The sequence below is a fragment of the Acidobacteriota bacterium genome, from assembly GCA_012729555.1.
Classification (GTDB): Bacteria; Acidobacteriota; UBA6911; order UBA6911; family UBA6911; genus UBA6911.
Genome location: JAAYCX010000026.1, coordinates 1 through 24,031, shown reverse-complemented (window position 1 = coordinate 24,031; position 24,031 = coordinate 1). Strand labels below are relative to the sequence as shown.

Below are 24,031 nucleotides of genomic sequence, written 5' to 3'. Positions count from 1 at the left end.
ATTCACACTCAGAGAATTCATCGAGAGAAAGCTTAAAAATATCTTCCAATCCTGCTATAAGCAGACCATATGTGGTCAACGATCCACTGAGGCCCGCTTCGGTAACATTTAATTATGAGTCAACGGGCGCCGCAGGCGCCAGGGGAGGTCCAGGACCAGGAAGGTGGCGAGCGCGATCCCCTCCAGGGCCGCCAGGTACCAGGGCCAGGGCCCCAGGTGGTCCAGCAGCGACGGCGCCGCCGGCTTGCGGCAGAGGTAGCCGTAGTTCCACCCCGCCGCCGCGTTGAGGGCCCCGACGGCCAGCGCATAGAGGTTGATCCCCAGCATCATGCGCCCGACCGCGCCCGGGCGCATCGCGAACGCGGGCCCGGAGACCAGGAAGAGCACGGCCGCCAGCACCACCCCGTGCCCCCAGAAGAAGAGGACGAAGTCCCACCCCCCTCCCGCGAGATCGGGGGTCGCGAGCGCCTGCACCCCCCCTCCGATCCCCAGGTAATAGGCGTATTCGATCAGCAGCGGCCGCGGGCGCCAGAGCGCCGCGACGCACACGATGAGGGTAAGGTTGCACAGGTCGAGCGGGAGGGACCAGGCCCAGCCCAGGCCCCAGGCCAGGGCCTGGCGGGTGTAGACGGCCCCCCCGTAGCCCAGAATCAGCAGGGCGAGCAGCCTTCCCGCAGCCTTCCGTCCCGACGGGCCGAGGGTGCGCCCGAGGTGGAATGCCAGCGCCCCCGCGAGCGCGACGACGGCGAGCGCCGCCAGGTGCGGGGCCGAGAAGGGTTCGAAGGCGAAGGAATCCGCGGCGGAGGAGGTCATGACAGAAGGATATCGGATCGGGACCGTGAGTGCTATATTGTGTTCCAGGAGACCGAAACCATGACCAGAAAACGCGCCCTGTTTTTCGCCACCGTCGTCGCCCTCTGCCTCCCTTCCCTGCGCGGGGAGGAACCCGTGCCGCTGCCGGTACGCAACGTCGAGCTCTACAAGAACGGGATGGGATTTTTCGAGCACCGGGGACCGGTGAGCGGGGATCAGACCGTGGAAATCACCCTGCCCGGCGCCCAGTTGAACGACGTGCTCAAATCGCTCACGGTCCTCGACCTGGGAGGCGGCCGGGTCACGGGCGTCCACTACGATTCGGCCGCCCCGCTCGAAAAGCGGCTCGCGGAGATGCCGATCGACCTCGGCTCCCATCCCGGCCTCGTCCCCTTCCTCAACCAGGTGCGGGGCGCCGCGGTCGAGATCCGCACCCCCTCAGGCCCCGTGGCCGGCAGGCTGATGGGGGCGGAAACGAGGACCCGGACGGCGGGGAACGGGGAGACGGTCCAGGAAATCCTCCTCAGCCTCCTCACGGCCGACGGCCAGGTCCGGCTGGTCGAACTGGAATCGGCCGGGGCGCTCCGGATCACCGACGCCGCGCTGGCGGGCGATCTGGGGCGCCAGCTGGAGGTCCTCGCGGGCGGCCACCGGCGCGATATCCGCACGCTCCGCATCGGCACCGCGGGGAGCGGGGAGCGCGAACTCTACATCGGCTATACCTCCGAGGCCCCCATCTGGAAGACGACCTACCGCATCGTTATCGATCCGGGGAAAAAGCCGCTCCTGCAGGGGTGGGCCATCGTGGACAACACCACCCCCATGGACTGGACCGGCGTCTCCCTCGCCCTGGTCGCCGGGGCCCCCGTCAGCTTCATCCAGGACCTCGCGCAGCCGGTGTACGGGCACAGGCCGGTGGTCTCCGTGGCCCAGGGGGTCCAGGTCCGGCCGCAGACCTATGAAGCCACGATGGAATTGGATGAGGAAGCGGCGCCCCGGGAGGCTTACGAAGACCGCGCGCTGAAATCGATGGCCGGGGGAATCGCCGGCAGGGTAATGGCGGCCGCCCCGCCGCCGGCCCCGGCGCGGATCTCCGAAGCGATTCGGCGCCAGGCCGCGCCCGCGGCCCAGGCGGGGGCGGTGGGAGACCAGTTCGAATACCGGCTGCGCACCCCGGTGACCATCCGGCGCAACGAATCGGCCCTCCTCCCCATTCTCCAGTCCGACCTCGAGGGGGAGAAGGTCTCGGTGTTCCGGGAGAGCGCAGGCGAATCGCACCCGCGCCTGGCGTTCTGGCTCCGCAATTCGAGCGGGCTGACGCTCGACGGGGGGCCCGTGACCCTGATCGACGGGAACGCCTTCGCCGGGGAAGGACTGTTCGAGACGATCCAGCCGGGGGAAGATCGGCTGCTCGATTACGCCGTGGACCTGGGAACCGTCGTCTCGACCGCCCAGGCGAGCGAGCGCCGGCGCGTGGAGCGGGTGGTGATCCGGCAGGGGACGATGCGCCTCGTCGCCAAAATGGCCGAGAAGAAGACCTACCGGATCCGGAACAACAACGACGCGGCCCGCTCGGTGGTCCTGGAGCACCCGGTGCGGGCGGGCTGGACCCTGGTCGGGGCCAAACCGGCCGAAACGAGCGCGAACTTCTACCGCTTCAAGGTGGCGGCGGCGCCGAAGAGCACCGCCACCTTCGTGGTGGAGGAGGAGTCGCCCATCGAGTCGGTGTTCGCCCTCTCCTCGGTCACGGCCGACCAGGTCGCCGTCTGGGTCCGGGACCGCTCCATCGACCCCGAGACCGAGCGGCAGCTCGGCGCCATCGCCGCGCTCCAGGCGGAAATCGCCGGACTGGGGCGGAGGATCGCGGCGCTGGAAAAGGAGCAGGACGACATCTTCAGGGACCAGGAGCGGGTGCGGCAAAACCTCGAGCGCCTCGGCCAGGGCCCCGACGAAGCCGCCCTGCGCCTGCGCTACATCCGCCAGCTCGACGGCCAGGAGAACCGGATCGCGGCCATGAAGGGGGAAAGGGAGAAGCTGGAAGCCGAACGCGCAGCGGCCGAGCGGCGTCTCATGGAGCTGATTGAGAAGCTGAGTGTGGACCGGACGCTCTAGACCTGCCCGCGGGCCGGCCCGAGAGCCGGCCCGCAGGAGACCCTAGAAGCGGATCGACTGGACGATCCGCTGGAACATGTTGCGGTAGGAGGCGTACTCCTCCTCCGGGGCGACGAAGATGAAGTAGACCAGCCCCTCGGGGCGGAGCACCGTAACCAGCCAGTCGGTCTCCTGCCCCCCGGACGGGGAGCCGTTCACGAATTCCATCGAAAGGGCCACCTGGCCGTCGATGCGGATCTGCCCCCGGTCGCGCATGAGGCGCATCCCGGGGTTGGAGCGCCGCAACCCCTCGACGAGCTGATCGGTGGCGTTCCGGAGGCTCACCTGAGCGCCGCGCCGGGAAACCGGCTCATACACCGCCATCATCCCCCCGTAGGCCAGCGCCCCCTCGCTGCCCACCGTCACGATGCCGCCGTCGGGCGCCAGGGCGAAATCACGCTCCTCCCCGTAGACGCGCCAGTTCTCCGGGTGCTGCAGCCGGACGTAGCCGCTGTCGTAGCTCCTCAGCCGGCTGGAAGGGCGCTCGGGCCGCTCCACTCTTCCCGACGGGGAAGGCTGCCCCGAAGGAGCCGGCTGCCCGGCGGCGGTCTTGGGGGCCGCGGGGAGCGATCTCAGCAGCCGCCTGATGTTCTGAAAATCCCTCGAATCGACCGCCGCCCGCGCGGGGAGCGGGCCCAGGCGCGAGATCTCCTGCTGGATCCCCCGGATCCGGTTGTCGGGATTGGGGTGGCTGCTGAAGAAATCGGTCCCCCGGTTCCCCGTCTCCAGCTTTTCGAAAAATGTGGCCATGGCGCGCGGATCGTACCCGGCGTCGTAAAGGATCTGCGAGCCGATGAGGTCCGCCTCCCGCTCGTCGTCGCGCGAGTACTTGAGCAGGATCGAATTGACCGCGAAGGCGCCTCCGATCTGCGCCAGGGCTCCCGCCATGGAGTCGTTCCCCATGATGCCGCCGAAGATGGCGAGCGGCGCCTGGTAGAGCTGCTGCTTGCTGGCCTGGTTGGTCCCGTGGCGCAGGGCGACATGGCCGATCTCGTGCCCGATCACCCCGGCCAGTTCCGCCTCGTTGTCCGCGGCCTCGATGAGGCCGCGGTGGATGTAAAGGAAGCCCCCGGGGAGGGCGAAGGCGTTGATGCTCGCGTCGTTGACGCATTTGAACTGGTAGGGGTACTTCTCCCCCGGCGCGTAACCGGCCAGGCGCCTGCCGAGCCGGTCGAGATAGTCGTCCACCCGGCGCTGGTTCAGCATCGGCAACTGCCGTTCGGCGTCCTGGGCCACCTGCCGCCCGAGTTCGACGTCCTGCGCGGGCGAGAAGAGGTTCCATCCCGGCTTGAGCGCCGTCCTCTGCCCGAAGGCGGCGCCTGAAAGAACGAGGGTGAGAGCGACGACAAAGACAGGCTTGCATGCAGCGGATCTGAAATTGCGGTTCATGGCCATACCTCCCTTGAGAAAAGGGTAGCGGAATCGGCCGGAAATGGTAACAGGAGATTTTACGGCGTACGGCGGGTACCGGGCCGGACCTCGACGGTGATGGTGCGTTCGGCCCCCTTGCGGAGCACGCTCAGGACCAGCCGCTCCCCCAGCCCGTGGGTCTGCCAGTAGGTGGCGAAACTGGCGGCGTCGAAAATCGGCTGCCCGTCCATGGCGACGACCACGTCGCCGGCGAGGACCCCCGCCCTTTCGGCCGGCGTCTCCTTCACCACGTCGACGACCAGGAGTCCCGTCTGCCCCGGCATCCGCATGGCGTCGGCCAGGTCGGGCGTCATCACGACGGTGTCCAGCCCGATGGCGGGTTTGGGAAGGTTCAGGGACACCTGGCGCCGGAACTGCTGCGGCTTGCGCACCCCCACCCTCGCGGCGAGCTCCACCGGTTTCCCCCCGCGCACGATCCCGAGTTTCACCCGGGAGCCGACGGCGGAATCCTGGACCAGCTGGATGAACTGCCGGACGTCCCGGATTGCAAGGTCGTTGTAGCGGACGAGGCGGTCGCGCGGGCGCACCCCCGCTTCCAGCGCCGGGCTTTCGGGGTCCAGTTCCTCGACGAGGACCCCCCCGGGCGCATCCTCCAGATAGAGGCCCAGCCATCCGGCCCGAATGTCCCCTCCCGTGGCGATGATCTTTTCGGCGGAAGCCAGGAGCGGGGAGATGGGGTACACGATCATTTCCATCCCCAGCGGGTCCCGGTCGGCCACGAATCCCAGCACGCGGCGGTCCCGGGTCAGGATCGGCTGGCTGATGTCGGGGGCGGGGAGGTTCATCCGGAGCATCCAGTTGCCCCCGGCCGGCAGGCCGGGACCGGTCCCCACCGAAAGGACCCGGGCCTCCCGGAAACCCGATCGGCCCGCTCCCCCGGCCTCCGGGGCCATGATCACCGCCCCGTCCTGCACCTGGCAGTCCCGGCAGACGGGGGTCTCCCGGAGCCGGCCCCTCAGGAGGCGGACTACGGCGGCGCCGTTGCTCTGGTCGACACCGATCAGTTTCCCCTGCCACTTCCCCCCGTCGCCGGTCGTGATTTCGATCCTGGCTTCGTGCGCCTGGACATCGACCCAGCGATAGCCCAGGAAGGCCAGGATGTGCCCCTCCCGGTCGATCACCACCCCCGTGGAAGGGAAGTCGCGGACGATGATGGGGCTGTAATCCTCGAGGATCTGCCCGTTGAGCAGGAACATCCCCTTGGCGCCCGGCATCTCGCTGATGATGTTCACCCGCACCAGGCCGCCTGCCCCGGCGGCTTCCTCCGGGTATCCCTCCAGCCCGAGGCAGACCCCGGCGAGGAGGACGCCCGAAAGGAGCGCTCGGGCGCACAGGCTGAAGCTGGCATGGAGGACTCGGCTCATGGCGTTCAGTGACTCACGTTGCGGATGAAATACTCCTCGGAAGCCTGCCCGTACTTCACATAGAGCTTCCGGGGCAACCGGTCGGGCAGCGCGTTGCTCTCGGGCCCCACCAGCAGGTAATCCACGACCTCCATTCCGGGATAGTGCCGGTCCCGCGGAAAGCGCACCTGCAGCGTCCGAGGGGAGGAGGCGAGCTCCGCCGGGACCGCTGCGGCCGGATCGGGAGGCGGCGCGACCGACTCCGCGACGGGCTCCCGGACCGCCGCGCTCTCCGGGAGGGCTGCCGGCAACTTCCTTTCCACGGCCGGAACCGCTGCGACACGAAGGGCTTCGACCTGGATCGCCGGGGCCTGCATCGGTTCGGTCCGGACCTGTTCCACCCGAACCGGATCCGCCTTCGGAGTTTCCGGCCGGTCCCGTTCCGCCGTCACGGCGGGCCGGGAGCCGGGGCCCGAAGCGGGATGGAACGCATAAAAGGCGCCGAGGCCCAGGGCGAGCACGCCGGATGCCGCCAGGGCCAGGGTGCGCGCGGAGGGGAGTTCGAATCCATAAGTCCCGACTGCGCGCAGCCGGGAGAGGAAGCCGCGCGATTTCCGCGCGGCGATCTTCCCGCAAAGGGCCGCCTCGAAGCCTTCGGGCGCCCTCACCCGGGCGAGCCCGGCCGCCATGCGCCCGAGACGCCGGGCGTCGGCCAGCGCCCTTCCGCAACGGATGCACTCCCCGGCGTGCCGCTCCATGCCGAAGCGGCCGGGGAAATCGAGCCCCCCTTCGAGGTAATCTTCCAGGTTCCGGTGAAACGTGCGACAGTTCATGGCCATCCGTTATACGTAATGCTCCAGCTTGCGCTGCAGCAGTTCCCTCGCCCGGTGGAGCCTCGACTTGATGGTCCCGGGCGAGCATTTCAAGATCTTCGCGATCTCCTCGTACGGCAGTTCCTGGACTTCCTTCATCACGAAGGCTGTCCGGTATTTCTTCGGCAGCGAGCGGATGGCCTCCTCGAGGACCTGTCCGCTCTCCTTGCGCAGGACTTCGTCCCGCGGACTGCGCCGGGTGTCCCGGAGTTCGAATTCCGGGCCGTCCGCATCCTCCGCCTGCCGGCTGCCCCAGACGTTGCGGTAGAACACCTGCCCGCGCCTCTTGCGGTAGCGCATCTCGTCGATGGCGAGGTTGGTCGCGATCCGGTAGATCCAGGTGGAGAACTGGTAGAGGTTGCTGTAGCGGTGGATGTTCTGGTACACCCGCAGGAACGTCTCCTGGGACAGGTCGACGGCGATGTCGTAATCCCCGACCATCATGTTGACGTAATTGGTGATCGAATCCTTGTAGCGGCCCACCAGCTCGGTGAAGGCGGCGTCGTTGCCGGCAATGAAGTCCCTGACCAGACTGTTGTCGGTGACGGGGCCTCCCTGGCTCGCTAATTCCCAATTATCGATCTTGATGGCTTCTTCCCGGGATTGAGAAGTCAATCGTTAACCTCCAGGCGGCCGCGGTAGTCCCGCCGGGACCGTCCGTCCCCGCGATACCCGTTGCCACGGCCGCACGTCTCCTATACCCATCGTACATACACGATACCATGCCCCTCGGGTTCCCGAATTTTCCCCCTTTTTCCGTCGTCCCGGGGGTCATTTCATATCCATCCAGTTGTCAGCCGCGCGAAGGTCGACCTTGAGGGGGACGGCGAGTTCGGCCGCCCCCTCCATCTCCCCGCGCACCAGCCGGCCCACCTCGTCCGCTTCCGCCTCCGGAGCCTCCAGCACCAGCTCGTCGTGCACCTGCAGCAGGATCCGGACCCTCTCCCCGCGCCCGGCGAGCGCCCGGTGTACGCGGATCATGGCGATCTTGACGATGTCGGCCGCCGTCCCCTGGATGGGGCTGTTGACGGCGATCCGCTCGCCGAAGTTGCGCACGTTGTGATCCTTGCTCCTCATTTCGGGAACCGGGCGGATGCGGCCGTAGATCGTCCGGACCACCCCCTGCTCCCTGGCCTCCTCCACGGTCCGGTCGAGCCAGGCGCGCACCCCGCTGTAGCGGCGGAAGTAGGCGTCGATGAACTCCTGCGCTTCCTCCCGGGATATGCCGAGCCCCTTGGCGAGGCCGAAGGCGGACTGGCCGTAGACGATGCCGAAATTGATCGCCTTGGCGCGCCGGCGGCACTCCGCGCGGTTCTCGAGCTGTTCCGCCGTGAAGACCTCGCGCGCCGTCCGGTCGTGGATGTCCTCCCCGGCCCGGAAGGCGGAGACCAGGACTTCGTCGCCGGAAAGATGCGCCAGGACCCGCAGCTCCACCTGCGAGTAGTCGGCCGAAATCAGCAGGTTCCCCGGTTCCGCGACGAAGGCGCCCCGGATCAGGCGCCCCATTTCGGTCCGGACCGGGATGTTCTGCAGGTTCGGGTCGGAGCTCGAAAGCCGTCCCGTCGCGGCCCCTGTCTGGTTGAAGGAGGTATGGACGCGCCCCGTCCGGGGGTGGATCAGGACCGGGATCGCATCGACGTAGGTGGACTTGAGCTTGGACACCTGGCGGTATTCGAGGATCAGGCGGGGGATGTCGTAGGTCTCGGCCAGTTCCTCCAGCACCCCCTGGTCGGTGCTGTAGCCGCCGGTCTTCCGGGTCTTCTTCAAACTCGGCAGGTGGAGCTTCTCGAACAGGACCTCCCCCATTTGCTTGGGGGAGTTGATGTTGAACTCCACCCCGGCCGCCTCGTGGATCCTGGCGGTCAGCCCGGACAAACGCTGCTCCATTTCGGACGACATCTTCCTGAGCGTTTCACGGTCCACCCTGATCCCCGTGCGCTCCATCTCGACGAGCACCGGCACGAGCGGCAGGTCGATCTCCTCGTACAGCCTGCGCAGCCCCAGCCGGTCGAGCTCCGGGTCGAGGGCCTCGTAAAGGCGGCGCACGGCGTCCAGCCGCCGGCAGAGGATTCCGGCGAGCTCACCCGGTTCCTCGGGCAGGAGCGACCCCTGCCGCGGCCCCTTTTCCTCCCCGAGGGCCAGGTGCAGCCGGTCCAGGGCCCATCGCTTCAGGGCGTAATCGCCGCTGTTGGGTGAGGTGAGAAACGCCATCAGCATGACGTCGACCGGGGGGGTCCCGGGGCGGACCCCCGCCTTTTCCTGCAGGGAGAGGAAGGGCTTGGAATCCCAGCAGACCAGCCTGGTCGACGGGGTTTCGGCCAGTTCGCGCCAGAGGGCGGCCTGGCCCGGGTCCTCGAGGTCGAGGAGTACGGCGTCCTCCTTCCCGCCCTGGACGGCGACCGCGGTGACCGTCGCTCCGCCCGCGACGTTCTGCTCGACGAAGAGGGTCCGGTGCCTCCGCATCGATTCCAGGAACGCGCCGGCCCCGGAGGCATCGAGCCACGCCCCCGCGAGCGGCCTCGCCCCCTCCTCGTCGAGGAATTCCTCCATGAGCGACTTGAACTCCAGCTCGGAAAAGAGGGCGAAGGCGGCCTCGCGGTCGGGCGGCCGCAGCGCCAGCGACTCGAGGTCGAGCTCGATCGGGAGATCGAGGTGGATGGTGACCAGTTCCCGGCTCATGAGGATCTGCTCCTCGTGGTCCCTGAGGCTCGCCTGGTGCGCCTTCTTTTTCACCCGGTCCCTGTTCCTGAGCAGGTTCTCGATACTGCCGAAATCCCGGATCAGCTCCCGCGCCCCCTTCTCCCCGATCCCGGGCGCCCCGGGAACGTTGTCCGAAGCGTCCCCCCAGAGGCCCAGCAGGTCCGGCACCTGCTCCGGGCGGACCCCCAGCTTCTCCTCCACCTCGGGCGGCCCGAGAAAGCGGTCTTTCATCGCGTCGAAGACGACGACCCGGTCGCTGACCAGCTGCAGCATGTCCTTGTCGCTCGTCACGATCACCGACTCGAGGTCGCGCTCCGCGGCCTGCCGCGCCAGGGTGCCGATCACGTCGTCGGCTTCGTACCCCTGGAACCCGATCACGGGGATGTGGAACGCCTCGCACACCCTGCGGATATAGGGGATCTGCTCCACGAGGTCCGGCGGCATCGGCTTGCGCGTGGCCTTGTACTCCCCGTACCGCTCGTGGCGCACGGTCGGCCCCTCCAGGTCGAAGGCGACGCCGATGTAGTCCGGTTTCTGCTCCTCGACGAGCTTGCGCAGCATCGAGGTGAAACCGTATACGGCGTTGGTCGGGATCCCCCTGGAGTTTCCGAGGCCGCGGATGGCGTAATAGGCCCGGTAGATGTGGGACATGCCGTCGACCAGGAAAAATCGCTTGGGGCTCATGGGATTCCCTCTCCTATGCTGTGGTGTTGCCGCTCCCCTTCTTTCCGGCCCTGGGGTGGCAGTCCCGGTAGACCCGGACGAGCTGCTCGACCGAAACGTGGGTGTACTTCTGGGTGGTGGAGAGGCTGCTGTGCCCCAGCATCTCCTGGATCGCGCGCAGGTCGGCGCCCGCATTGAGCATGTGGGTGGCGAAGGTGTGGCGGAGCGTGTGGGGGTGCACCTTCAGCCTCTCCGCGAGTTGGGCGACGTAGCGGTCCACGATGTTCCCGACGCTCCGGCTGCTCAGCCGGCCGCCGCGCAGGTTGAGGAACACCGCCTCCCTTCCGCGCGGCGCGGAGGCGCGCGGCCGGAACAGGCGCGGGCGCACCTCCAGGTAGGACTGCAGCGCTGCGGCCGCGGCCGAGCCGAAAGGGACGATGCGCTCCTTCTCCCCTTTCCCGAGGACCTGGACCAGCCCTTCTTCGAGGCTGAGGTCGCCCAGGTCCAGCCCGACCAGTTCGCCCGCACGCAACCCGGAACTGTAGAGCAGTTCCAGAATCGCCCGGTCCCGCCGGCCCGCATCGGTCGACGCATCGGGCGCTTCCACCAGGGCCCGGGCCGCATCGACGCCGAGGTAGCCCGGAAGCCGGGTTTCCTGCTTCGGGGAGGCGACGGCCCGGGCCGCGTTGGCCCGGACCACCCCCCGCGCGGTCAGGAATTTCATGAAGGAGCGCAGCGCCGCCAGCTTCCGCGCCACGGACGATTTCCGGTTCCGCTTTTCGTAGAGGACGCCCAGGAACTCGCGCACGGTGAGGTTGTCGATCTCGTCCGGTTCCGGGGCCGGACGGGGATCCCCCGCCGGGGAGGTCGTCAGCCAGGCGTGGAACTGCATGAGGTCCGAGGCGTAGTTGCGCAGGGTGTGCGGGGAGGCGTTCTTCTGGACGCGCAGGTACTCGAGATAGTGTCCGATCCAGGAAGCCAGGGTTTCGGCCATGAGGTCCTCGTTCAGTTGGCGGCGGCCCCGTCGGATAATGCCGTGATCCACCGGTCCATCCCGGCAAGCGCCCGCTCGACCTGCCGCAGGCGGCGCTCCTTCCGGTCGCGGATGTCGGAATCCGCCCCGGAATCCCGGAGCAGGCCGAAGGTGATGTTGGCCGGCTGGAAGCGCTCCCCGTCCCCGAAGGCCAGGTAACGGACCAGGCTGCCGCAGGCGGTCGCCGGCGGCGGGGTGACGCACCCCAGCCCCCGGGCCAGCCGGGCCGCGTTGATCCCGGCCAGAAGCCCCGTGGCGATCGATTCAATATACCCCTCCACGCCGCACAGCTGCCCCGCAAAAATGAGCCCCGGCCTCTCTTTGCTCTGCAGCGTCGGGTGGAGCAGCCGGGGGGCGTTGATGTAGGAATTGCGGTGGATCTGGCCGAAGCGGAGGAACTCCGCCCGTTCGAGCCCGGGGATCATCCGGAATACCCGTCGCTGCTCGGGGAATTTCAGGTGGTTCTGGAACCCCACCAGGTTGTAGCTGTCGGCCATGAGGTTTTCCAGCCGCATCTGCACGGCGGCGTAAGGCCTGCGTCCCGTGCGCGGGTCCACGAGCCCCACCGGCTTCATGGGTCCGTAGCGGAGCGTGTCCACCCCGCGCCGGGCCAGTTCCTCGATCGGGAGGCACCCCTCGAAAAAACACGCCTCCTCGAAGGAGCGCAGGGGGGCGGATACGGCCCCGACCAGGGCCTCGTAAAAGCCGAGGTACTCCTCCCTGGACAGGAAGGCGTTGAGGTAGTCCTCCCCCCCCTTGCCGTAGCGGGAGGCGGCCGAGAGGCGCGCGCGGTCCAGGGTGGCCGCGTCCACGATGGGGGAAATGGCGTCATAAAAACAGAGGTTCCGGCTCCCGGCGAAGCGCGCGATCGATTCCGCCAGGGGATCGGAGGTCAGGGGGCCGCTGGCCACCACGACGATGCCGTCCCCGGGGAGTTCCCGGACCTCCTCCCGGACCAGCTCGATATTGCCCGTGGCCGTGATCTCCTCCGTCAGCCGCAGGCTGAACGCCTCCCGGTCGACGGCCAGGGCGTGCCCGGCGGGGATCCTCACCTCGTCCGCCACCCGCAGCAGCAGGCTGTCGAGACGCCGCAGCTCCTCCTTGAGCAGGTGGGGGGCCGTCCCGGGCGCGTCCGATTTGAGCGAGTTGCTGCAGACGAGCTCCCCCAGCCGCCCGGTCGAGTGGGCGGGGGTCATGACCTCCGGCCGCATCTCCACCAGGCGCACCGCGATCCCGCGCCGCGCGGCCTGCCACGCCGCCTCGGCCCCCGCCAGGCCCCCGCCTATGACCGTAACTCTCGTTTCCATCAGCAGATTCTAGTTTATGAGGGGCCGGGGAACAATAGCGCGCCCCGGTGAACCCTGCCGCGCCTTGGGGAATCCAATCGATTACGGGTCCCGCCGGGGCCCCGATCCGTCAACCGATCCGCCGGAGGGCATCATGAAGAAAACCATCATCCTGGCCGCATGGACGCTCCTGGCCCCGCTGGCCGCCTGGGCGCAGCCGGAAGTCCCGGCGGTGGAAATATTCGGGGGTTATTCCTATTTCCGGGCCAACCCGGAAGGGTTCAACCTGAACGGGTGGAACGCCTCGGTGACGGGCAACCTGACCGAGTGGTTCGGCATCGAGGGGGACTTCAGCGGGCATTACGGGAGGCCGGCCTGGTCCGGCGTTCCGATCGACGGGGTCCATATCCGGTCGCACTCGGTGCTCGCGGGACCGAAAATAACCCTGCGCGGGCCGAGGGTCGAACCCTTCGCCCATTTCCTGATCGGGGCCAATATCGCCTCCACCGAAGAGTACGGGGTGAGCCGGTCCGATTCCGCCCTGGCCGCCGTGGTCGGCGCGGGGCTCGACCTCCCCGTCAGCCGGCACCTGGCGGTACGCCCTTTCCAGGTGGATTACCTCATGACGCGCTATGACGTCGGGGGCTTCCCGGACGAACGCCAGAACAACTTCCGTTTCTCGGCCGGGGTCGTGTTCCGGCTGGGCCGGTAGCCGGGCGCGGCCCGACAAAGGAGGGCAAAAACATTCAGGTTTCGGCCCCCCGGCCGATATGTATTCCGAAAGCGAATCAACGCATCGGCGGGGCGGCGACATGGGTACGGAAGAGAACGGGACGGACATCATCATACCGGTATGCAACCGCTACCGCTCGACCCGCAGCCTGCTCGAGGCCGTCTACCGCCACACCGATCTTCCGTTTCATCTCTTCGTCGTAGACAACGCCTCCGGGGACGAGACCGCCGACCTCGACAAGATCTACACCCGGGACATCACCGTCATCCGCAACCGCCGCGACCGCGGCTGGAGCGGCGCGGCCGACCAGGGGATCGAGTCCGGGCGCAACCCCAACGTCGTGCTGATGCAGGGCGGCGTGGAGGTCTCCGCGGGGTGGCTCGGGAACCTCCTGGCCTTCCTTGAAACCCACCCGCGCATCGGGGCCGTCGCCCCCCTCGGTTCCGGCGCCGACGACCGGCAGGGGGTGGACCGCGTGCGCAAGCGGTTGGCCCGGCAGATCCCCGTCTTCAGGACGGAAGACCTTCACGAGCGCAACCGTATCCTGAAGTACCATTTCCACCGGGCCGGGATCCTGGTCGAAGGCCCCCTCGACTTCTTCTGCGTCCTCCTCAAGCGGCGCACCCTCGACGCCGTCGGCCCGCTGGCCGACGGCACCGGCGGCGGCGACGGCTACTGCCGCCGCCTGCGCCGGGCGGGCTATGTCCTCGGCCTGGCGCTCGACACCTACGTTCTGCACCACGCCGACCCGGCGCCGCAGGGGGCGTCGCGCCGCGGCCGGAATCAGGGGACGTACTTATAACCCCGGCCGCGCAGGCTGACGAAATGGCGCGGCTGCTCCGGCTCCTCCTCGAAATGCTTGCGCAACCGGACGATGAAGTTGTCAACGGTGCGGGTCTCCACCCCGGAATGATAGTCCCACACCTTTTCGAGCAGCTCGCGGCGCGAGAACACCCGGTTGGGGGCCGAGATCAGCGTCCGGAGCAGCCGGGCCTCGAGCGCCGTCAGCTGAACCCCTCCCCGCGGCCCCTCCCCGCGGAGCTCCTCGAGATCCACCGGCCAGTCCCCCACGGTCGTCTTCAGCGCCGTGCCCCCCTCGCCGTCGTACCACGCGGCGCGCTCCAGCATCCGCCTGACGCGCAGCAGCAGTTCGCGCAGGTGAAAGGGCTTGACCACATAGTCGTCGGCGCGCAGTTCCAGCCCGCGGACCCGGTCCTCGGGCGCCGCCCGCGCGGTGAGCATGATCACGGGGACCTTCGGATCGCTCTGCCGGATCCGGCGCGCGACCTCGAACCCGTCCAGGTCCTCTAGCATGATGTCCAGGATGATCAGGTCGAACGGCCGGCGCTCGTACCGGGCGAGCGCCTCGCGCCCGCTTCCGGTGGCGCTCACCTCGTACCCCTCCTGCTCGAGGTTGAATTCGAGCGGCCGGGCGATGTGCACCTCGTCTTCCACCAGCAGGATCCGGGGAGCGCGCTCCTTTTTCGTCATGTCAGACCTCGTCCTCCGCTCCCGGTCCGCGGGGGCGCCGCGCCGTCAGGCTCCAGTATTTCCGGACCCGCGGGAGGCGCACGCTGAAGGTGGCCCCGCGGCCGATGCCGGGGCTCGAGGCCCAGACCCCGCCGCCGTGGTTCTTGACGATATTGCGCACGATGTAGAGGCCGAGCCCGGTCCCGCGCGGGTGCCGCGTCTCCTCCTCCGAGCCGCGCCAGAACATCTTGAACACGTTTTTGAGATCCTTGCCCGGGATCCCGTTCCCCCCGTCGACGACGTCGATGCGGCAGCTGCGCATTTCCCGGTGCACCCGGATCCGGACCCGGGCATCGGGAGGGGAGTAGCGGGCGGCGTTCTCCAGCAGGTTGCCGAGGACCACGCGCATGGCCGACCGGTCGATGACCGCGTGCACGTCGCGCCCCTTGTCGAACTCTATCCTGCGCCCCTCCTTCTCGTACAGGTGGCGGTCCTCCTCCAGGAGATCCTCGATGAAGCGCCGGATGCTGACCGGCTCCATCCGATAGCGGCCCGGCCTTTTCCCGATCCGCGCCGCCCCCAGGATCCGGTCGATCAGGGTCGTCAGCCGCTCGGTGTCCCCCAGCATCATGGCGATATACTCCCGCTTCTTCTCCTCGGGCATTTCCCTGAGGGCGAGCGTTTCGAGCGCCAGTTGGATGGAGGCGACGGGGGACTTGAGCTCGTGGGTGACGTTGGATACGAACGCGCGCTGCATCTCGTTGAGCCGGCGCTGCTTGATCCAGAAGATGAAGATCACGGTCGCGCCGGCGAGGATCAGCGTGAGGAGCAGGGCCCCCTCGAGCATCGGCCCCCACCCCATCCCCTCGACCTCCATCTGGGTCCGGAGCCGCTCCGCCATCTCGCGCAGCTGGGCGTTCCTCTCGATGTACCACCGGATCCAGACCACCATCACCAGGACCCAGAGGGCCTGCAGCAACAGGAAGACGGTGACGGGGTGATAGAGCCAGCGGGTCTTCAGGCGGATATTCGTGATCATGGCCGCCCTGCCTTCGGGGGTCTATTCCGGCGCAACCAAGGTCGCCGGCTCCCCGTTCCCTTCGTGGAGCACGCGGAGGATATCGGCGCCGAACTCGGTGACGCGCCACTGCCGCATTCCGGGAATGCCGCGAAACGCGTCCAGGTCGGCGGGAGGCTCCGCGGCCAGGGCCTCCAGCAGGTTGGCGGGAAAAACGACCCCCACGTTCAGCTTGAGCTCCGCCGCCTTCCCGACCCGCCACTGCTTGAGCCGTTCGAAACGCTGTTTGGCGGCGCGGCTGGGGGGCTTGCCTCCGATACGCGGGGGAAGCGCCAGAATGGAAGGAGCCTGTTCACGCGCGGCGGCCAGGGTGTCGATGATGGCCGGCCCGAAGCGGCGGGCGACCCGGTAGGAGACTCCGGGGCGGCCGAACAGTTCCTGCGCGGCTTTGGGCGGACGGCGCGCCAGGTCCACCAGCACGGAGTTGTTGATCACCTTGAACGCGGGGACGTCGAGCCGGCGCGCGGCATCGTCGCGCAGCAGGAAGAGCGCGCGCAGGGCCACCTGCTCCCGCGGCTGGAGGTCGCGATACCCCTTGATCCGGCGAAACGCCTCGGTGTCGAATTCCTTTTCGGGCTTCTCGTTGGCGGCGGCGGCCGCGAACTCCTCCTGCGCCCACCCGAGGCGCCCCATCCCCTTCAGCTCCTCCTCGAGGACGTCGCGCAGCCGGAGGAGGTGGTGGGTGTCCATGGCCGCGTACTCGAGTTGCTCGTCCACCAACGGGCGCCGCGACCAGTCGTCGCGCTGCCTCCGCTTGGAGTGGTAAATCCCCAGGATCCTCTCCATCAGGGCGCCCAGGCCGAGGAACTCGTACCCCGCGAGCTGCGCGGCGATATGGGTGTCGAAGAGATTGGCGAACGCGAAGCCGTAATCGCGCCGGAGGCAGAAGGTGTCGTACCCCGAGGCGTGGAACACCTTCTCCACCCCCGGGTCGGCGATGATGGGGCCCAGTTGCGCGATCTCATCGAGCGCCAGCGGATCGAGGATGAAAGTATCCCGGTCCGAGGAGATCTGGATCAGGCACACCTTCTCGAAGTAGTGGTAGAGGCTGTCGGCCTCCATGTCGATGGCCAGGCGGGGGGCGGAGCGCACCCTCTCCATCATGGCCTGGAAGTCCCCTGAAGTGGACACCAGAGTGTACGGGGGCGGGGTGTGGGGGGTCGGTTCATCAACTGACGGAACATTCATAGCGCCCACACTCTACCAGAACGGGACGCCCTATGGGAATGAGCAATTGGGCCGGCGCCCGGGGCCGCCTAACCGCGGGAACCCCGGGAAAGCGTCCGCAGCCTCTCCACGACCTTCCCGAGGATGTCGAGCGCCCGGTCGATTTCCTCTTCCGTATTCTGCCGGCTGAGGCTGAAGCGGAGGGAACCCTGGACCACCTCGGGCCGGAGCCCCATCCCCCGGAGCACGTGCGAGGGCTCGAGCGACCCGGAGGAGCAGGCCGACCCGGTGGACGCGGCCACCCCCTCGAGATCGAGCGCGATCACCGCCGCCTCCCCCTCCAGGCGCTCGAAGGACAGATTCGTGATATTGGGAAGGCGCGGCCCCCGGCCGTTGACGCTCCCCCCGGGGATACGCTTGAGCGCCCCCCGCTCGAAACGGTCGCGCAGGACCGCCACCCTTCCCCCCATCTCGGGGAGCCGCTCGGCCGCCAGGCGCGCGGCGGCGCCGAAGCCCGCGACCGCCGGGACGTTCTCCGTCCCTGCCCGGCGCTTGCGCTCCTGCGCCCCGCCCGTAAGAAACGGGGCGATCGGTGTCCCCTTCCGGATCCAGAGGGCGCCCACCCCCTTCGGCCCGTGGATCTTGTGCGCGGAGAGGGAAAGCAGATCGACCCCGAGTTCCCGGACGTCGACCGGGACCTTCCCGGCCGACTGCACCGCGTCGGTGTGCAGCGGCACCCCCCGCTTCCGGGCGATCTCGGCGATCTCCGCGACCGGCTGGACGACCCCGGTCTCGTTGTTGGAGTGCATCACCGAGATCAGGATGGTCCCCTCCCGGACGGCGTCGGCGACGGCGCCGGGGTCCACCCGGCCCGAGGCGTCCACGGGGACCCGGGTGACCTCCACCCCCCGCCTTTCCATGGCCTCGCATGTGGCGAGCACCGCCGGGTGCTCGATCCGGGTCGTGACGATGTGGCCGCCGGGGCGCCGTCCCCCCCACAGAGTCCCCCAGAGCGCCCAGTTGTCCGATTCGGTCCCGCCGGAGGTAAAGACCACTTCCCGGGTGTCGGCGCCGACGAGGTCCGCCACCGCTCGGCGCGCCTCCTCCACCACGGCGCGCGCCTCCTGGCCGAAGAGGTGGATGGAGCTGGCGTTCCCGAAAATGCCGCCCAGCGCCGGGAGCATCGCCTCCAGCACCGCGGGGTCCAGGGGCGTCGTCGCGCTGTTATCGAGATAGATTCTTTCCTTCATATTGGCTTAGAATAGCACAGCACCGGATCCGACAGGACCGAATCCAAGGGAGGCTTCATGGCGATTGTCACACTGCTCAGCGACTTCGGACTGCGGGACCACTTCGTGGCGTCCATGAAAGGGGTCATGCTGGGGCTCAACCCCGAACTCACCTTCGTGGACATCAGCCACGAGATCCCCCCCCAGGACGTCTTTTCCGCCTCCTTCACCCTCGGCCAGACCTGGCACCTCTATCCGCCCGGCACCGTCCACCTCGCCGTCGTCGACCCCGGCGTGGGGGGACCGCGCAAGGCCCTGGCCGCTTCGGCCGGGGGCCATTTCTTCGTCGCCCCCGACAACGGCATCCTGAGCCATGTCTTCTCCGCCGCTGAAGATTCGGCCGCGTTCGAAATCACCGCCGAGCATTACTACCGCAAGCCGGTTTCCGCCACCTTCCAGGGCCGGGACATCTTCGCCCCGATCGCGGCCTGGATCAGCCGCGGGATCCCGCTCCCCCAGCTCGGGCCCGCCCTGCCGGACCCGGTGAAGTTGCCGCTGCCGGCCATCAAGCGGGTGCAGGACGCGCTGATCCAGGGCGTTGTGCTGGCCGTGGACCATTTCGGGAACCTCGTCACCAACCTCCGGCCGGAGGACGTGCCTCGCGCCTTCCGGATCATGGCGGGCAAGCAGGAGATCACCCGCAGGTGCGCCACCTACGGCGAGGGGGCGGCGGGGGAATTCTTCATCGTGGCCGGATCGACCGGGTATCTCGAAATCGCCGTCAGGAACGGCTCCGCCGCGGAGCGGCTCAACATGAAGCCCGGCTTCCCCATCGGCGTCATCCTTCAGTAGCGGGCGGCAGCCGGCCATGGCCCCGACCCAGGACTCCCTCTTCGCTCCCCCCCGGCGCTCTACCCCGCTGCGGGTGGGGCCGGCGGGGTGGAATTACAAAGACTGGGAAAACATCGTCTACGGGAAAGGGGTCGACCCGCTCGCCTTCCTGGCCGACTACGTCGACATGATCGAGATCAACAGCTCCTTCTACGCCCCCCCCCGCCCCCGGGACGCGGCCTCGTGGGCCCGGCGCGTGGCGCACAACCGGAATTTCCGCTTCACGGCCAAGGCCTGGCAGCGGATTTCGCACCAGCGCCGGCCGGAGGAGCCCGCGGCCCTCGAGGCCGACTGCGACGCCGTCCGCCGGAGCCTGGCCCCGCTCGCGGAAGCGGGGATCCTGGGCGCCCTCCTCGTCCAGTTCCCCTGGAGCTTCCGCCACACCCCAGAAAACGTGGAGTACCTCGACCGGGTCTTCCGTCGCCTCGCCGACTTCCCGCTCGTGGTCGAGGTCCGGCACGCCGGCTGGGACACCGACTCCTTCTACGATTTCCTGCGGATTCACAACGTGGGGTTCTGCAACATCGACCAGCCCGTGATCGGCCAGTCGCTCCGCCCCGACGACCGCGTCACCGCGCCGCCGGGCTACATCCGTCTGCACGGGCGCAACTACGCCGACTGGTTCCGCGAAGGGGCCGGGCGCGACGCGCGCTACAACTACCTCTACAGCCGCGAGGAGGTCCGCCAGCTCTCCGGGAGCATCCGCAAGATCGGGCAGACCACCGAGGAGACCTACGCCGTGACCAACAACCACTTCCGCGGCCAGGCCCTGGTCAACGCCCTGGAAATCGTGGAGGAACTGGGCGGCGCCGCGCCCGCCGTCCCCCCGCTCCTCAAGGCCGCCTACCCCGGCCGCTTCCGGGAAACCTAGCCTGTACCGGAACCTATCCCCGGATGAGACCGGCTGCCTTGGACACCGCCCTGGAGTAGTCGACGAAATCATCAAGCCTGGTGGTGATGATGGAATACACCACCTTCCAGTTGATCTCCTGATAGGAATGAACGGCGATGTTCCGAAATCCCACCGCTTTCCGCATACGCGTGGCGATCCCAGGCGAGATCATGCCCAATCTGCAGAGATCCTCAAAACACTCGGCCATGCTCGCAGGCGCTGGCACATCCTCGCCAGCAAGAATATGCGAAGCGATATCGACACAGGTCTGCACGGCACGCTCGAGATTAAGGCAGATGATGTCTTGCAGGTCGTTGTCCTCAAGCAGCAGTTCCACGGAAGCCGGTGTCTTGTCGCCCAAGCGCTCAACGCATCTTCGCAACGATTCCAATTTGGCCATGACTACTTTCTCATCCATTGAGGAACCGCTCCCTCCGTTCCCGCAATATGCGGTAGTGGTATGGCATCATATCCGCCTGGTTGTAAAGCATGCGGATGATCAGCCGCGCATACAGGCCTTTATCGAGATTCTGAACCAACACCCCCTTGGATAATGCCTGCTTGAGGATTTCCCCGTTTGCCGTCATGAGGTCAAGAAGGTCCACCATCCTAGGGGTTGCGGACGAAAGAGCGTCGCAGAGATTCAGATATTGCTCCTCGGACAACGCCCGGTCCCCGGCTACCGCAATATCCAGATCACTGCCGGCCGAGGCCCTGCCCGTCGCCACCGACCCGAAAACGATGCAGAGTTTGACCTCAGGGTGGTTCCGAAGCACGGATCTGATCGGTTCGAGAATTTCCATCATTCCACCATTTTAGAGGAATCCTGCCCGGCAAGTCTATACGCAGAATCCAAATATGTCGTTGATTTTTCACGGCTTGCGCCCCAGCAGAGGGGCGTCGGCCTGACGCCCCAATATCGGTGTAGATTTTTCCCGTTTCAAATGGTATAAAAACCTCCGCTTTATTTCAGCACCTGAGCAGCAGGGTATGCCGGGGTAGCTCAGTCGGTAGAGCAACGGACTGAAAATCCGTGTGTCGACGGTTCAATTCCGCCCCCCGGCACCATCCTTCGCCTCCAGCTTCGGATGGCAAGCCCCCTTCCGGTGTCCTCGTCCCCGCACAATACCCATGCCCGTCCCTTTCCTGCCGGCGTGCGCAGCTCCTCAATCACCCGCTTCATCCGTGTCGGGAAGGTAGGTCTCGAGGACCAGGTGGGCCCCGTCGATCGATGAGCGGGTCGGGCCAGAAGCAGTTGAATTCGACGAAAGCGTCGCGCACCTCGCTTCTGTGTACCGAGACCTCGAACGTCTTCCCCCCGTCTTCGGTTTCCGCCGGCCTGATGGGGACGATCACGCGCCACGGCCAAACGGCCCCGTTCGTCCCGAGGATGAATCGGGTGCTGAACAGCCGCTCCAGCCTCCTGTCATCCTTCGGAATGGTGACGCGGAACTTGACCCAGTCCACCCCCCGTTCCGCATCCCGCCGGACTTCCGTATCCACCGTCAGGCGGCACTCCTGCTCCGCCTGGTTCTGCCTGGTGATCGTCCGCTCCCCGGCCACCCCCGGGTCAGGCGACGCCAGGCCCACCAGGGCCAGCAGAACAACCGCAAAGCGACCGCCATGCATGTTCCACCTCCCGCGAAGAGTTTGGGCACCCGACCGCGCGCATCGGGGCCGTTTTGAGCAGGCGTACCGGCAGGCAGATCCCGAAAACCCCGGATCGTGCTGAAGCCCATGTTATCATCATATTGTTCAATGCACCTATGCTTGCGTTTCACGCGCCGGGCAGACCATTCGCCTGAGTGGAGGCGGTTTATGGAGAATGCGGAAGGAATCTGGGCCGGCCGGAGCGATGAGGAGCTTCTCGAGGCCGCGAAGAAGTATTCCGAGTATACGGAAGACGCCGAACGCGTCATTCGCGTGGAGCTGGCGCGCCGCGGGCTGGAGCCGCCGGAGCCCCCGATCGGGGCGTGTTCCCGCTGCGGAAGCTGGATCGCCCGCGGCCATTCGCTGGACGGGTGCTCCCGGTGCGGAGAACCGTTCCCCCCGGAAATCCTGCACGTGCTCGGAGCCCCGGAAGGCGGCGCGCCGCTCGAACCGGAGGTGACGCTCGAGTCGGTGCTGCGCACCGCGGACGCGGGTCTCATCGCGATCGCGAAGTCACTGCTGGAAGGGGAAGGGATCGAGTATCTCCTGCGGGGAGACCGTCTTCCCGATCTCTTCGGCGCCGGGCGGCTCGGCGGGTTCAACATCCTGACCGGGCCGGCCGAGTTTTTGGTTCATCCGCTCGAGGCCGAACGCGCGCGCGCCCTGCTCGAAGGCTTCGATGCGCCGACGGAACCCGCCCCCGACCCGGAGGAAGACGCCTGAACTCCTGCCCGAGGTCAATGGAGGGGTGACATGCTACAGCCCGCGAAGAATGCGATCTGTCTTTGGCACGACGGCGACGCGGAAGAAGCGGCGTGCCGCGGTTGACCCCTCATGGGGCGTCCATCGGTGCCGTCGCCGCGATCCCGCGGCGGGGATTTCCATCCGATCCGGATTTGAATAAATCCCCCTCCCCGCGGGTACAATGGATGAAAACAGGACCTTAAGATTTCGGATTTGCTTCGCCGGGGCAAAAGTGACAGAATGCCTCAACTTCTCGACCGCTGGGGGCACATCATGGTGGAATGGGTTCAGACTCTCACTCGACTGGAACAGACCTTTTTCGTGTGCGCCGCCGTGGGCAGCGTGTTCTTCCTCATCCAGCTGGTGCTTTTATCCTTGGGGGGCGGCGACGCCGGAACCGACGTGGGCGCGGACGCGGGGGGGCACATCGGGGACGGGACGCTGGGGGGGGACGCGGACCTCTCGGCCGACGGGCACCACCCGAGCTCCGACCTGGGCTTCAAGCTCCTCTCCTTCCAGGGGCTGACGGCCTTCTTCATGCTGTTCGGGCTCGTGGGGCTCGCCATGAGCAGGGGGAGCGGCCTCGGCGGCGGGATCTCGGTGCTCACGGCCACGGCCGCGGGCTTTCTCGGCATGCTGGTGGTGGCCAGGCTCTTCCGCTTCTTCATCGGCATGCAGTCCTCGGGCACCATCGATATGAGAAACGCCGTGGGCGGGACCGGCCGCGTCTACCTCCGCATCCGGGCCGGCGCCAAGGGGCAGGTGGAGGTGGCGTTCCAGGGGCGGCTCCGGGTGTGCGACGCCCGGAGCGCCGACGGGAGCGAGATCCCCAATGACGCTCACGTCGAGGTCACCGGGCTCGAGGGTTCCACCCTCGTCGTGAAGCGCCTTTCCTAGCCGTTCCGCCGTACTTTTCGCAAAAGGAGACACCCATGCCTTACTGGATCGTAGCATCGATCGCCGCAGCCTTCCTGCTCGTGTTCTTCCTCCTCTACCTGGCGGGGCGCTACAAGCGCTGCCCGTCCGACAAGATCCTGGTCATCTACGGCAAGGTGGGCGCCGGGCAGAGTGCCCGCTGCATCCACGGCGGCGGCGTGCTGGTGCTGCCGCTGGTGCAGGACTACCGCTACCTCAGCCTCACCCCGATGACGATCCAGATCGACCTGCAGAACGCCCTGTCGCTGCAGAACATCCGGATCAACGTGCCGAGCACCTTCACGGTCGGAATCAGCACCGATCCCGCGATCATGACCAACGCGGCCGAGCGGCTGCTCAATCTCATGCCCCCGCAGATCGAGGCGATGGCGAAGGAGATCATCTTCGGGCAGCTGCGTCTGACGGTGGCGTCGCTCACCATCGAGCAGATCAACCAGGACCGCGAGTCGTTCCTGGAGGCGATCCGGAAGAACGTGGAGCCGGAGCTGAACAAGATCGGCCTCTACCTGATCAACGTCAACATCACCGACATCACCGACGAATCCGCCTACATCGTCTCGATCGGGAAGAAGGCGGCGTCCGAGGCCATCAACCGGGCGAAGGTGGACGTGGCGGAGCAGGACAAGTCGGGGGCCATGGGGGAATCCCAGGCGGTGCGCGACAAGGAGATCCGCGTGGCCGAGAACATGGCGGAATCGGTCAAGGGGCAGAAGAAGGCCGAGGCCGACCGGCGCGTGTTCGTCCAGGAGCAGGAGGCCCAGGCCGTCATGGGGGAAAACGTGGCCAAGGCCAACATCGCCGGCTACGAGGCCGAACTGGTGTCGAAACAGGCCGCCGCCCTGCAGAAGGGGGAGGTCGCCAGGCGCCGGGCCGAGGTGGAGATCCAGAAAGCCCAGTACCTGGCCGAGCAGGAGCGGCTCAACGCCGAGGAGGTGGTGCAGAAGGAGAT

At 67.4% G+C, this 24,031-nt stretch carries 23 protein-coding genes and 1 tRNA gene; 9 read left to right on the top strand and 15 right to left on the bottom strand.

Annotated features, from left to right (window positions below; translation table 11 throughout):
- Window positions 1–108 precede the first annotated feature (108 nt).
- Window positions 109–813, bottom strand: a complete 705-nt coding sequence (locus GXY47_06750; protein ID NLV30841.1) for a TIGR02206 family membrane protein — start codon at window positions 811–813, stop codon at window positions 109–111.
- A gap of 60 nt (window positions 814–873) precedes the next feature.
- On the opposite strand from GXY47_06750, the gene GXY47_06745 reads away from it, so the two are divergent.
- Window positions 874–2,925: a hypothetical protein gene (locus tag GXY47_06745; protein NLV30840.1), complete on the top strand. Its 2,052-nt coding sequence runs from the start codon at window positions 874–876 to the stop codon at window positions 2,923–2,925.
- A 42-nt stretch (window positions 2,926–2,967) separates the two neighbouring features.
- On the opposite strand, the gene GXY47_06740 is transcribed toward GXY47_06745, so the two are convergent.
- The 7 genes from GXY47_06740 to GXY47_06710 form a co-directional block, all read right to left on the bottom strand.
- Window positions 2,968–4,353: a M48 family metalloprotease gene (locus GXY47_06740; protein ID NLV30839.1), complete on the bottom strand. Its 1,386-nt coding sequence runs from the start codon at window positions 4,351–4,353 to the stop codon at window positions 2,968–2,970.
- A 59-nt stretch (window positions 4,354–4,412) separates the two neighbouring features.
- A complete protein-coding gene (locus GXY47_06735) occupies window positions 4,413–5,759 on the bottom strand; it encodes a PDZ domain-containing protein (protein ID NLV30838.1) in 1,347 nt (448 codons plus the stop codon).
- Window positions 5,760–5,764: 5 nt separating this feature from the next.
- On the bottom strand, window positions 5,765–6,571 hold the full coding sequence (locus GXY47_06730; protein ID NLV30837.1) for a hypothetical protein: 807 nt from the start codon (window positions 6,569–6,571) through the stop codon (window positions 5,765–5,767).
- A gap of 9 nt (window positions 6,572–6,580) precedes the next feature.
- The gene (locus tag GXY47_06725) at window positions 6,581–7,225 is read right to left on the bottom strand and encodes a sigma-70 family RNA polymerase sigma factor (protein NLV30836.1); all 645 of its coding nucleotides are present in this window, start codon (window positions 7,223–7,225) and stop codon (window positions 6,581–6,583) included.
- 156 nt (window positions 7,226–7,381) lie between these two features.
- Window positions 7,382–9,994 carry a DNA polymerase I gene (gene polA / locus GXY47_06720; protein NLV30835.1) on the bottom strand — a complete coding sequence of 871 codons (2,613 nt, stop codon included), beginning with the start codon at window positions 9,992–9,994 and terminating at the stop codon, window positions 7,382–7,384.
- Between the two features lie 13 nt (window positions 9,995–10,007).
- Window positions 10,008–10,967, bottom strand: a complete 960-nt coding sequence (gene xerC / locus GXY47_06715) for a tyrosine recombinase XerC (GenBank protein NLV30834.1) — start codon at window positions 10,965–10,967, stop codon at window positions 10,008–10,010.
- An 11-nt stretch (window positions 10,968–10,978) separates the two neighbouring features.
- Window positions 10,979–12,313 (bottom strand): methylenetetrahydrofolate--tRNA-(uracil(54)-C(5))-methyltransferase (FADH(2)-oxidizing) TrmFO, encoded by a 1,335-nt coding sequence (locus GXY47_06710; GenBank protein ID NLV30833.1) that lies wholly within the window; start codon window positions 12,311–12,313, stop codon window positions 10,979–10,981.
- 133 nt (window positions 12,314–12,446) lie between these two features.
- Between GXY47_06710 and GXY47_06705 the strand changes: the two genes are divergently transcribed.
- Both GXY47_06705 and GXY47_06700 read left to right on the top strand, forming a co-directional pair.
- Window positions 12,447–13,004, top strand: a complete 558-nt coding sequence (locus GXY47_06705) for a porin family protein (protein NLV30832.1) — start codon at window positions 12,447–12,449, stop codon at window positions 13,002–13,004.
- Window positions 13,005–13,104: 100 nt separating this feature from the next.
- Entirely contained in the window at window positions 13,105–13,827 is a 723-nt protein-coding gene (locus GXY47_06700; protein NLV30831.1) for a glycosyltransferase, read from the top strand.
- On the opposite strand, the gene GXY47_06695 is transcribed toward GXY47_06700, so the two are convergent.
- The 4 genes from GXY47_06695 to GXY47_06680 all read right to left on the bottom strand — a co-directional run bounded on the left by GXY47_06695 (window position 13,809) and on the right by GXY47_06680 (window position 17,990).
- Entirely contained in the window at window positions 13,809–14,516 is a 708-nt protein-coding gene (locus tag GXY47_06695) for a response regulator transcription factor (GenBank protein ID NLV30830.1), read from the bottom strand. The genes GXY47_06700 and GXY47_06695 overlap by 19 nt on opposite strands.
- A 1-nt stretch (window position 14,517) precedes the next feature.
- A complete protein-coding gene (locus GXY47_06690; GenBank protein NLV30829.1) occupies window positions 14,518–15,534 on the bottom strand; it encodes a HAMP domain-containing histidine kinase in 1,017 nt (338 codons plus the stop codon).
- Between the two features lie 21 nt (window positions 15,535–15,555).
- Complete coding sequence (locus GXY47_06685) at window positions 15,556–16,677, bottom strand: ribonuclease D (GenBank protein ID NLV30828.1); 1,122 nt, start codon at window positions 16,675–16,677, stop codon at window positions 15,556–15,558.
- Window positions 16,678–16,829: 152 nt separating this feature from the next.
- Entirely contained in the window at window positions 16,830–17,990 is a 1,161-nt protein-coding gene (locus GXY47_06680) for a cysteine desulfurase (protein NLV30827.1), read from the bottom strand.
- A 57-nt stretch (window positions 17,991–18,047) separates the two neighbouring features.
- On the opposite strand from GXY47_06680, the gene GXY47_06675 reads away from it, so the two are divergent.
- Both GXY47_06675 and GXY47_06670 read left to right on the top strand, forming a co-directional pair.
- Window positions 18,048–18,821, top strand: coding sequence for an SAM-dependent chlorinase/fluorinase (locus GXY47_06675; GenBank protein NLV30826.1), 774 nt, complete (start codon window positions 18,048–18,050; stop codon window positions 18,819–18,821).
- A 16-nt stretch (window positions 18,822–18,837) separates the two neighbouring features.
- Window positions 18,838–19,731: a DUF72 domain-containing protein gene (locus GXY47_06670; GenBank protein ID NLV30825.1), complete on the top strand. Its 894-nt coding sequence runs from the start codon at window positions 18,838–18,840 to the stop codon at window positions 19,729–19,731.
- A gap of 13 nt (window positions 19,732–19,744) precedes the next feature.
- Here GXY47_06670 and GXY47_06665 read toward each other — a convergent pair whose 3' ends face one another.
- Window positions 19,745–20,170, bottom strand: coding sequence for a DUF86 domain-containing protein (locus GXY47_06665; protein ID NLV30824.1), 426 nt, complete (start codon window positions 20,168–20,170; stop codon window positions 19,745–19,747).
- The gene (locus GXY47_06660) at window positions 20,163–20,558 is read right to left on the bottom strand and encodes a nucleotidyltransferase domain-containing protein (GenBank protein NLV30823.1); all 396 of its coding nucleotides are present in this window, start codon (window positions 20,556–20,558) and stop codon (window positions 20,163–20,165) included. The genes GXY47_06665 and GXY47_06660 overlap by 8 nt, the downstream gene beginning before the upstream one ends.
- Before the next feature lie 186 nt (window positions 20,559–20,744).
- Between GXY47_06660 and GXY47_06655 the strand changes: the two genes are divergently transcribed.
- Window positions 20,745–20,820: transfer RNA gene (locus GXY47_06655), tRNA-Phe, on the top strand.
- A gap of 111 nt (window positions 20,821–20,931) precedes the next feature.
- Here the strand turns inward: GXY47_06655 and GXY47_06650 are convergent.
- On the bottom strand, window positions 20,932–21,381 hold the full coding sequence (locus GXY47_06650; protein ID NLV30822.1) for a hypothetical protein: 450 nt from the start codon (window positions 21,379–21,381) through the stop codon (window positions 20,932–20,934).
- A 189-nt stretch (window positions 21,382–21,570) separates the two neighbouring features.
- Between GXY47_06650 and GXY47_06645 the strand changes: the two genes are divergently transcribed.
- The 3 genes from GXY47_06645 to GXY47_06635 all read left to right on the top strand — a co-directional run.
- Window positions 21,571–22,125 carry a DUF2007 domain-containing protein gene (locus tag GXY47_06645; protein ID NLV30821.1) on the top strand — a complete coding sequence of 185 codons (555 nt, stop codon included), beginning with the start codon at window positions 21,571–21,573 and terminating at the stop codon, window positions 22,123–22,125.
- 261 nt (window positions 22,126–22,386) lie between these two features.
- On the top strand, window positions 22,387–23,043 hold the full coding sequence (locus GXY47_06640; protein NLV30820.1) for a hypothetical protein: 657 nt from the start codon (window positions 22,387–22,389) through the stop codon (window positions 23,041–23,043).
- A gap of 35 nt (window positions 23,044–23,078) precedes the next feature.
- Window positions 23,079–24,031, top strand: a 953-nt coding sequence (locus GXY47_06635) for a flotillin family protein (protein ID NLV30819.1), incomplete at its 3' end; no start/stop codon positions are given.

What these genes read in the sequence shown, in the direction of transcription:
- GXY47_06750 (NLV30841.1), bottom strand. Translation starts at nt 813, where the DNA reads ATGACCTCCTCCGCCGCGGATTCCTTCGCCTTCGAACCCTTCTCGGCC.
- GXY47_06745 (NLV30840.1), top strand. Translation starts at nt 874, where the DNA reads ATGACCAGAAAACGCGCCCTGTTTTTCGCCACCGTCGTCGCCCTCTGC.
- GXY47_06740 (NLV30839.1), bottom strand. Translation starts at nt 4,353, where the DNA reads ATGAACCGCAATTTCAGATCCGCTGCATGCAAGCCTGTCTTTGTCGTC.
- GXY47_06735 (NLV30838.1), bottom strand. Translation starts at nt 5,759, where the DNA reads ATGAGCCGAGTCCTCCATGCCAGCTTCAGCCTGTGCGCCCGAGCGCTC.
- GXY47_06730 (NLV30837.1), bottom strand. Translation starts at nt 6,571, where the DNA reads ATGAACTGTCGCACGTTTCACCGGAACCTGGAAGATTACCTCGAAGGG.
- polA (NLV30835.1), bottom strand. Translation starts at nt 9,994, where the DNA reads ATGAGCCCCAAGCGATTTTTCCTGGTCGACGGCATGTCCCACATCTAC.
- xerC (NLV30834.1), bottom strand. Translation starts at nt 10,967, where the DNA reads ATGGCCGAAACCCTGGCTTCCTGGATCGGACACTATCTCGAGTACCTG.
- GXY47_06710 (NLV30833.1), bottom strand. Translation starts at nt 12,313, where the DNA reads ATGGAAACGAGAGTTACGGTCATAGGCGGGGGCCTGGCGGGGGCCGAG.
- GXY47_06705 (NLV30832.1), top strand. Translation starts at nt 12,447, where the DNA reads ATGAAGAAAACCATCATCCTGGCCGCATGGACGCTCCTGGCCCCGCTG.
- GXY47_06700 (NLV30831.1), top strand. Translation starts at nt 13,105, where the DNA reads ATGGGTACGGAAGAGAACGGGACGGACATCATCATACCGGTATGCAAC.
- GXY47_06695 (NLV30830.1), bottom strand. Translation starts at nt 14,516, where the DNA reads ATGACGAAAAAGGAGCGCGCTCCCCGGATCCTGCTGGTGGAAGACGAG.
- GXY47_06690 (NLV30829.1), bottom strand. Translation starts at nt 15,534, where the DNA reads ATGATCACGAATATCCGCCTGAAGACCCGCTGGCTCTATCACCCCGTC.
- GXY47_06685 (NLV30828.1), bottom strand. Translation starts at nt 16,677, where the DNA reads ATGATGGAGAGGGTGCGCTCCGCCCCCCGCCTGGCCATCGACATGGAG.
- GXY47_06680 (NLV30827.1), bottom strand. Translation starts at nt 17,990, where the DNA reads ATGAAGGAAAGAATCTATCTCGATAACAGCGCGACGACGCCCCTGGAC.
- GXY47_06675 (NLV30826.1), top strand. Translation starts at nt 18,048, where the DNA reads ATGGCGATTGTCACACTGCTCAGCGACTTCGGACTGCGGGACCACTTC.
- GXY47_06670 (NLV30825.1), top strand. Translation starts at nt 18,838, where the DNA reads ATGGCCCCGACCCAGGACTCCCTCTTCGCTCCCCCCCGGCGCTCTACC.
- GXY47_06665 (NLV30824.1), bottom strand. Translation starts at nt 20,170, where the DNA reads ATGGATGAGAAAGTAGTCATGGCCAAATTGGAATCGTTGCGAAGATGC.
- GXY47_06660 (NLV30823.1), bottom strand. Translation starts at nt 20,558, where the DNA reads ATGATGGAAATTCTCGAACCGATCAGATCCGTGCTTCGGAACCACCCT.
- GXY47_06650 (NLV30822.1), bottom strand. Translation starts at nt 21,381, where the DNA reads ATGCATGGCGGTCGCTTTGCGGTTGTTCTGCTGGCCCTGGTGGGCCTG.
- GXY47_06645 (NLV30821.1), top strand. Translation starts at nt 21,571, where the DNA reads ATGGAGAATGCGGAAGGAATCTGGGCCGGCCGGAGCGATGAGGAGCTT.
- GXY47_06640 (NLV30820.1), top strand. Translation starts at nt 22,387, where the DNA reads ATGCCTCAACTTCTCGACCGCTGGGGGCACATCATGGTGGAATGGGTT.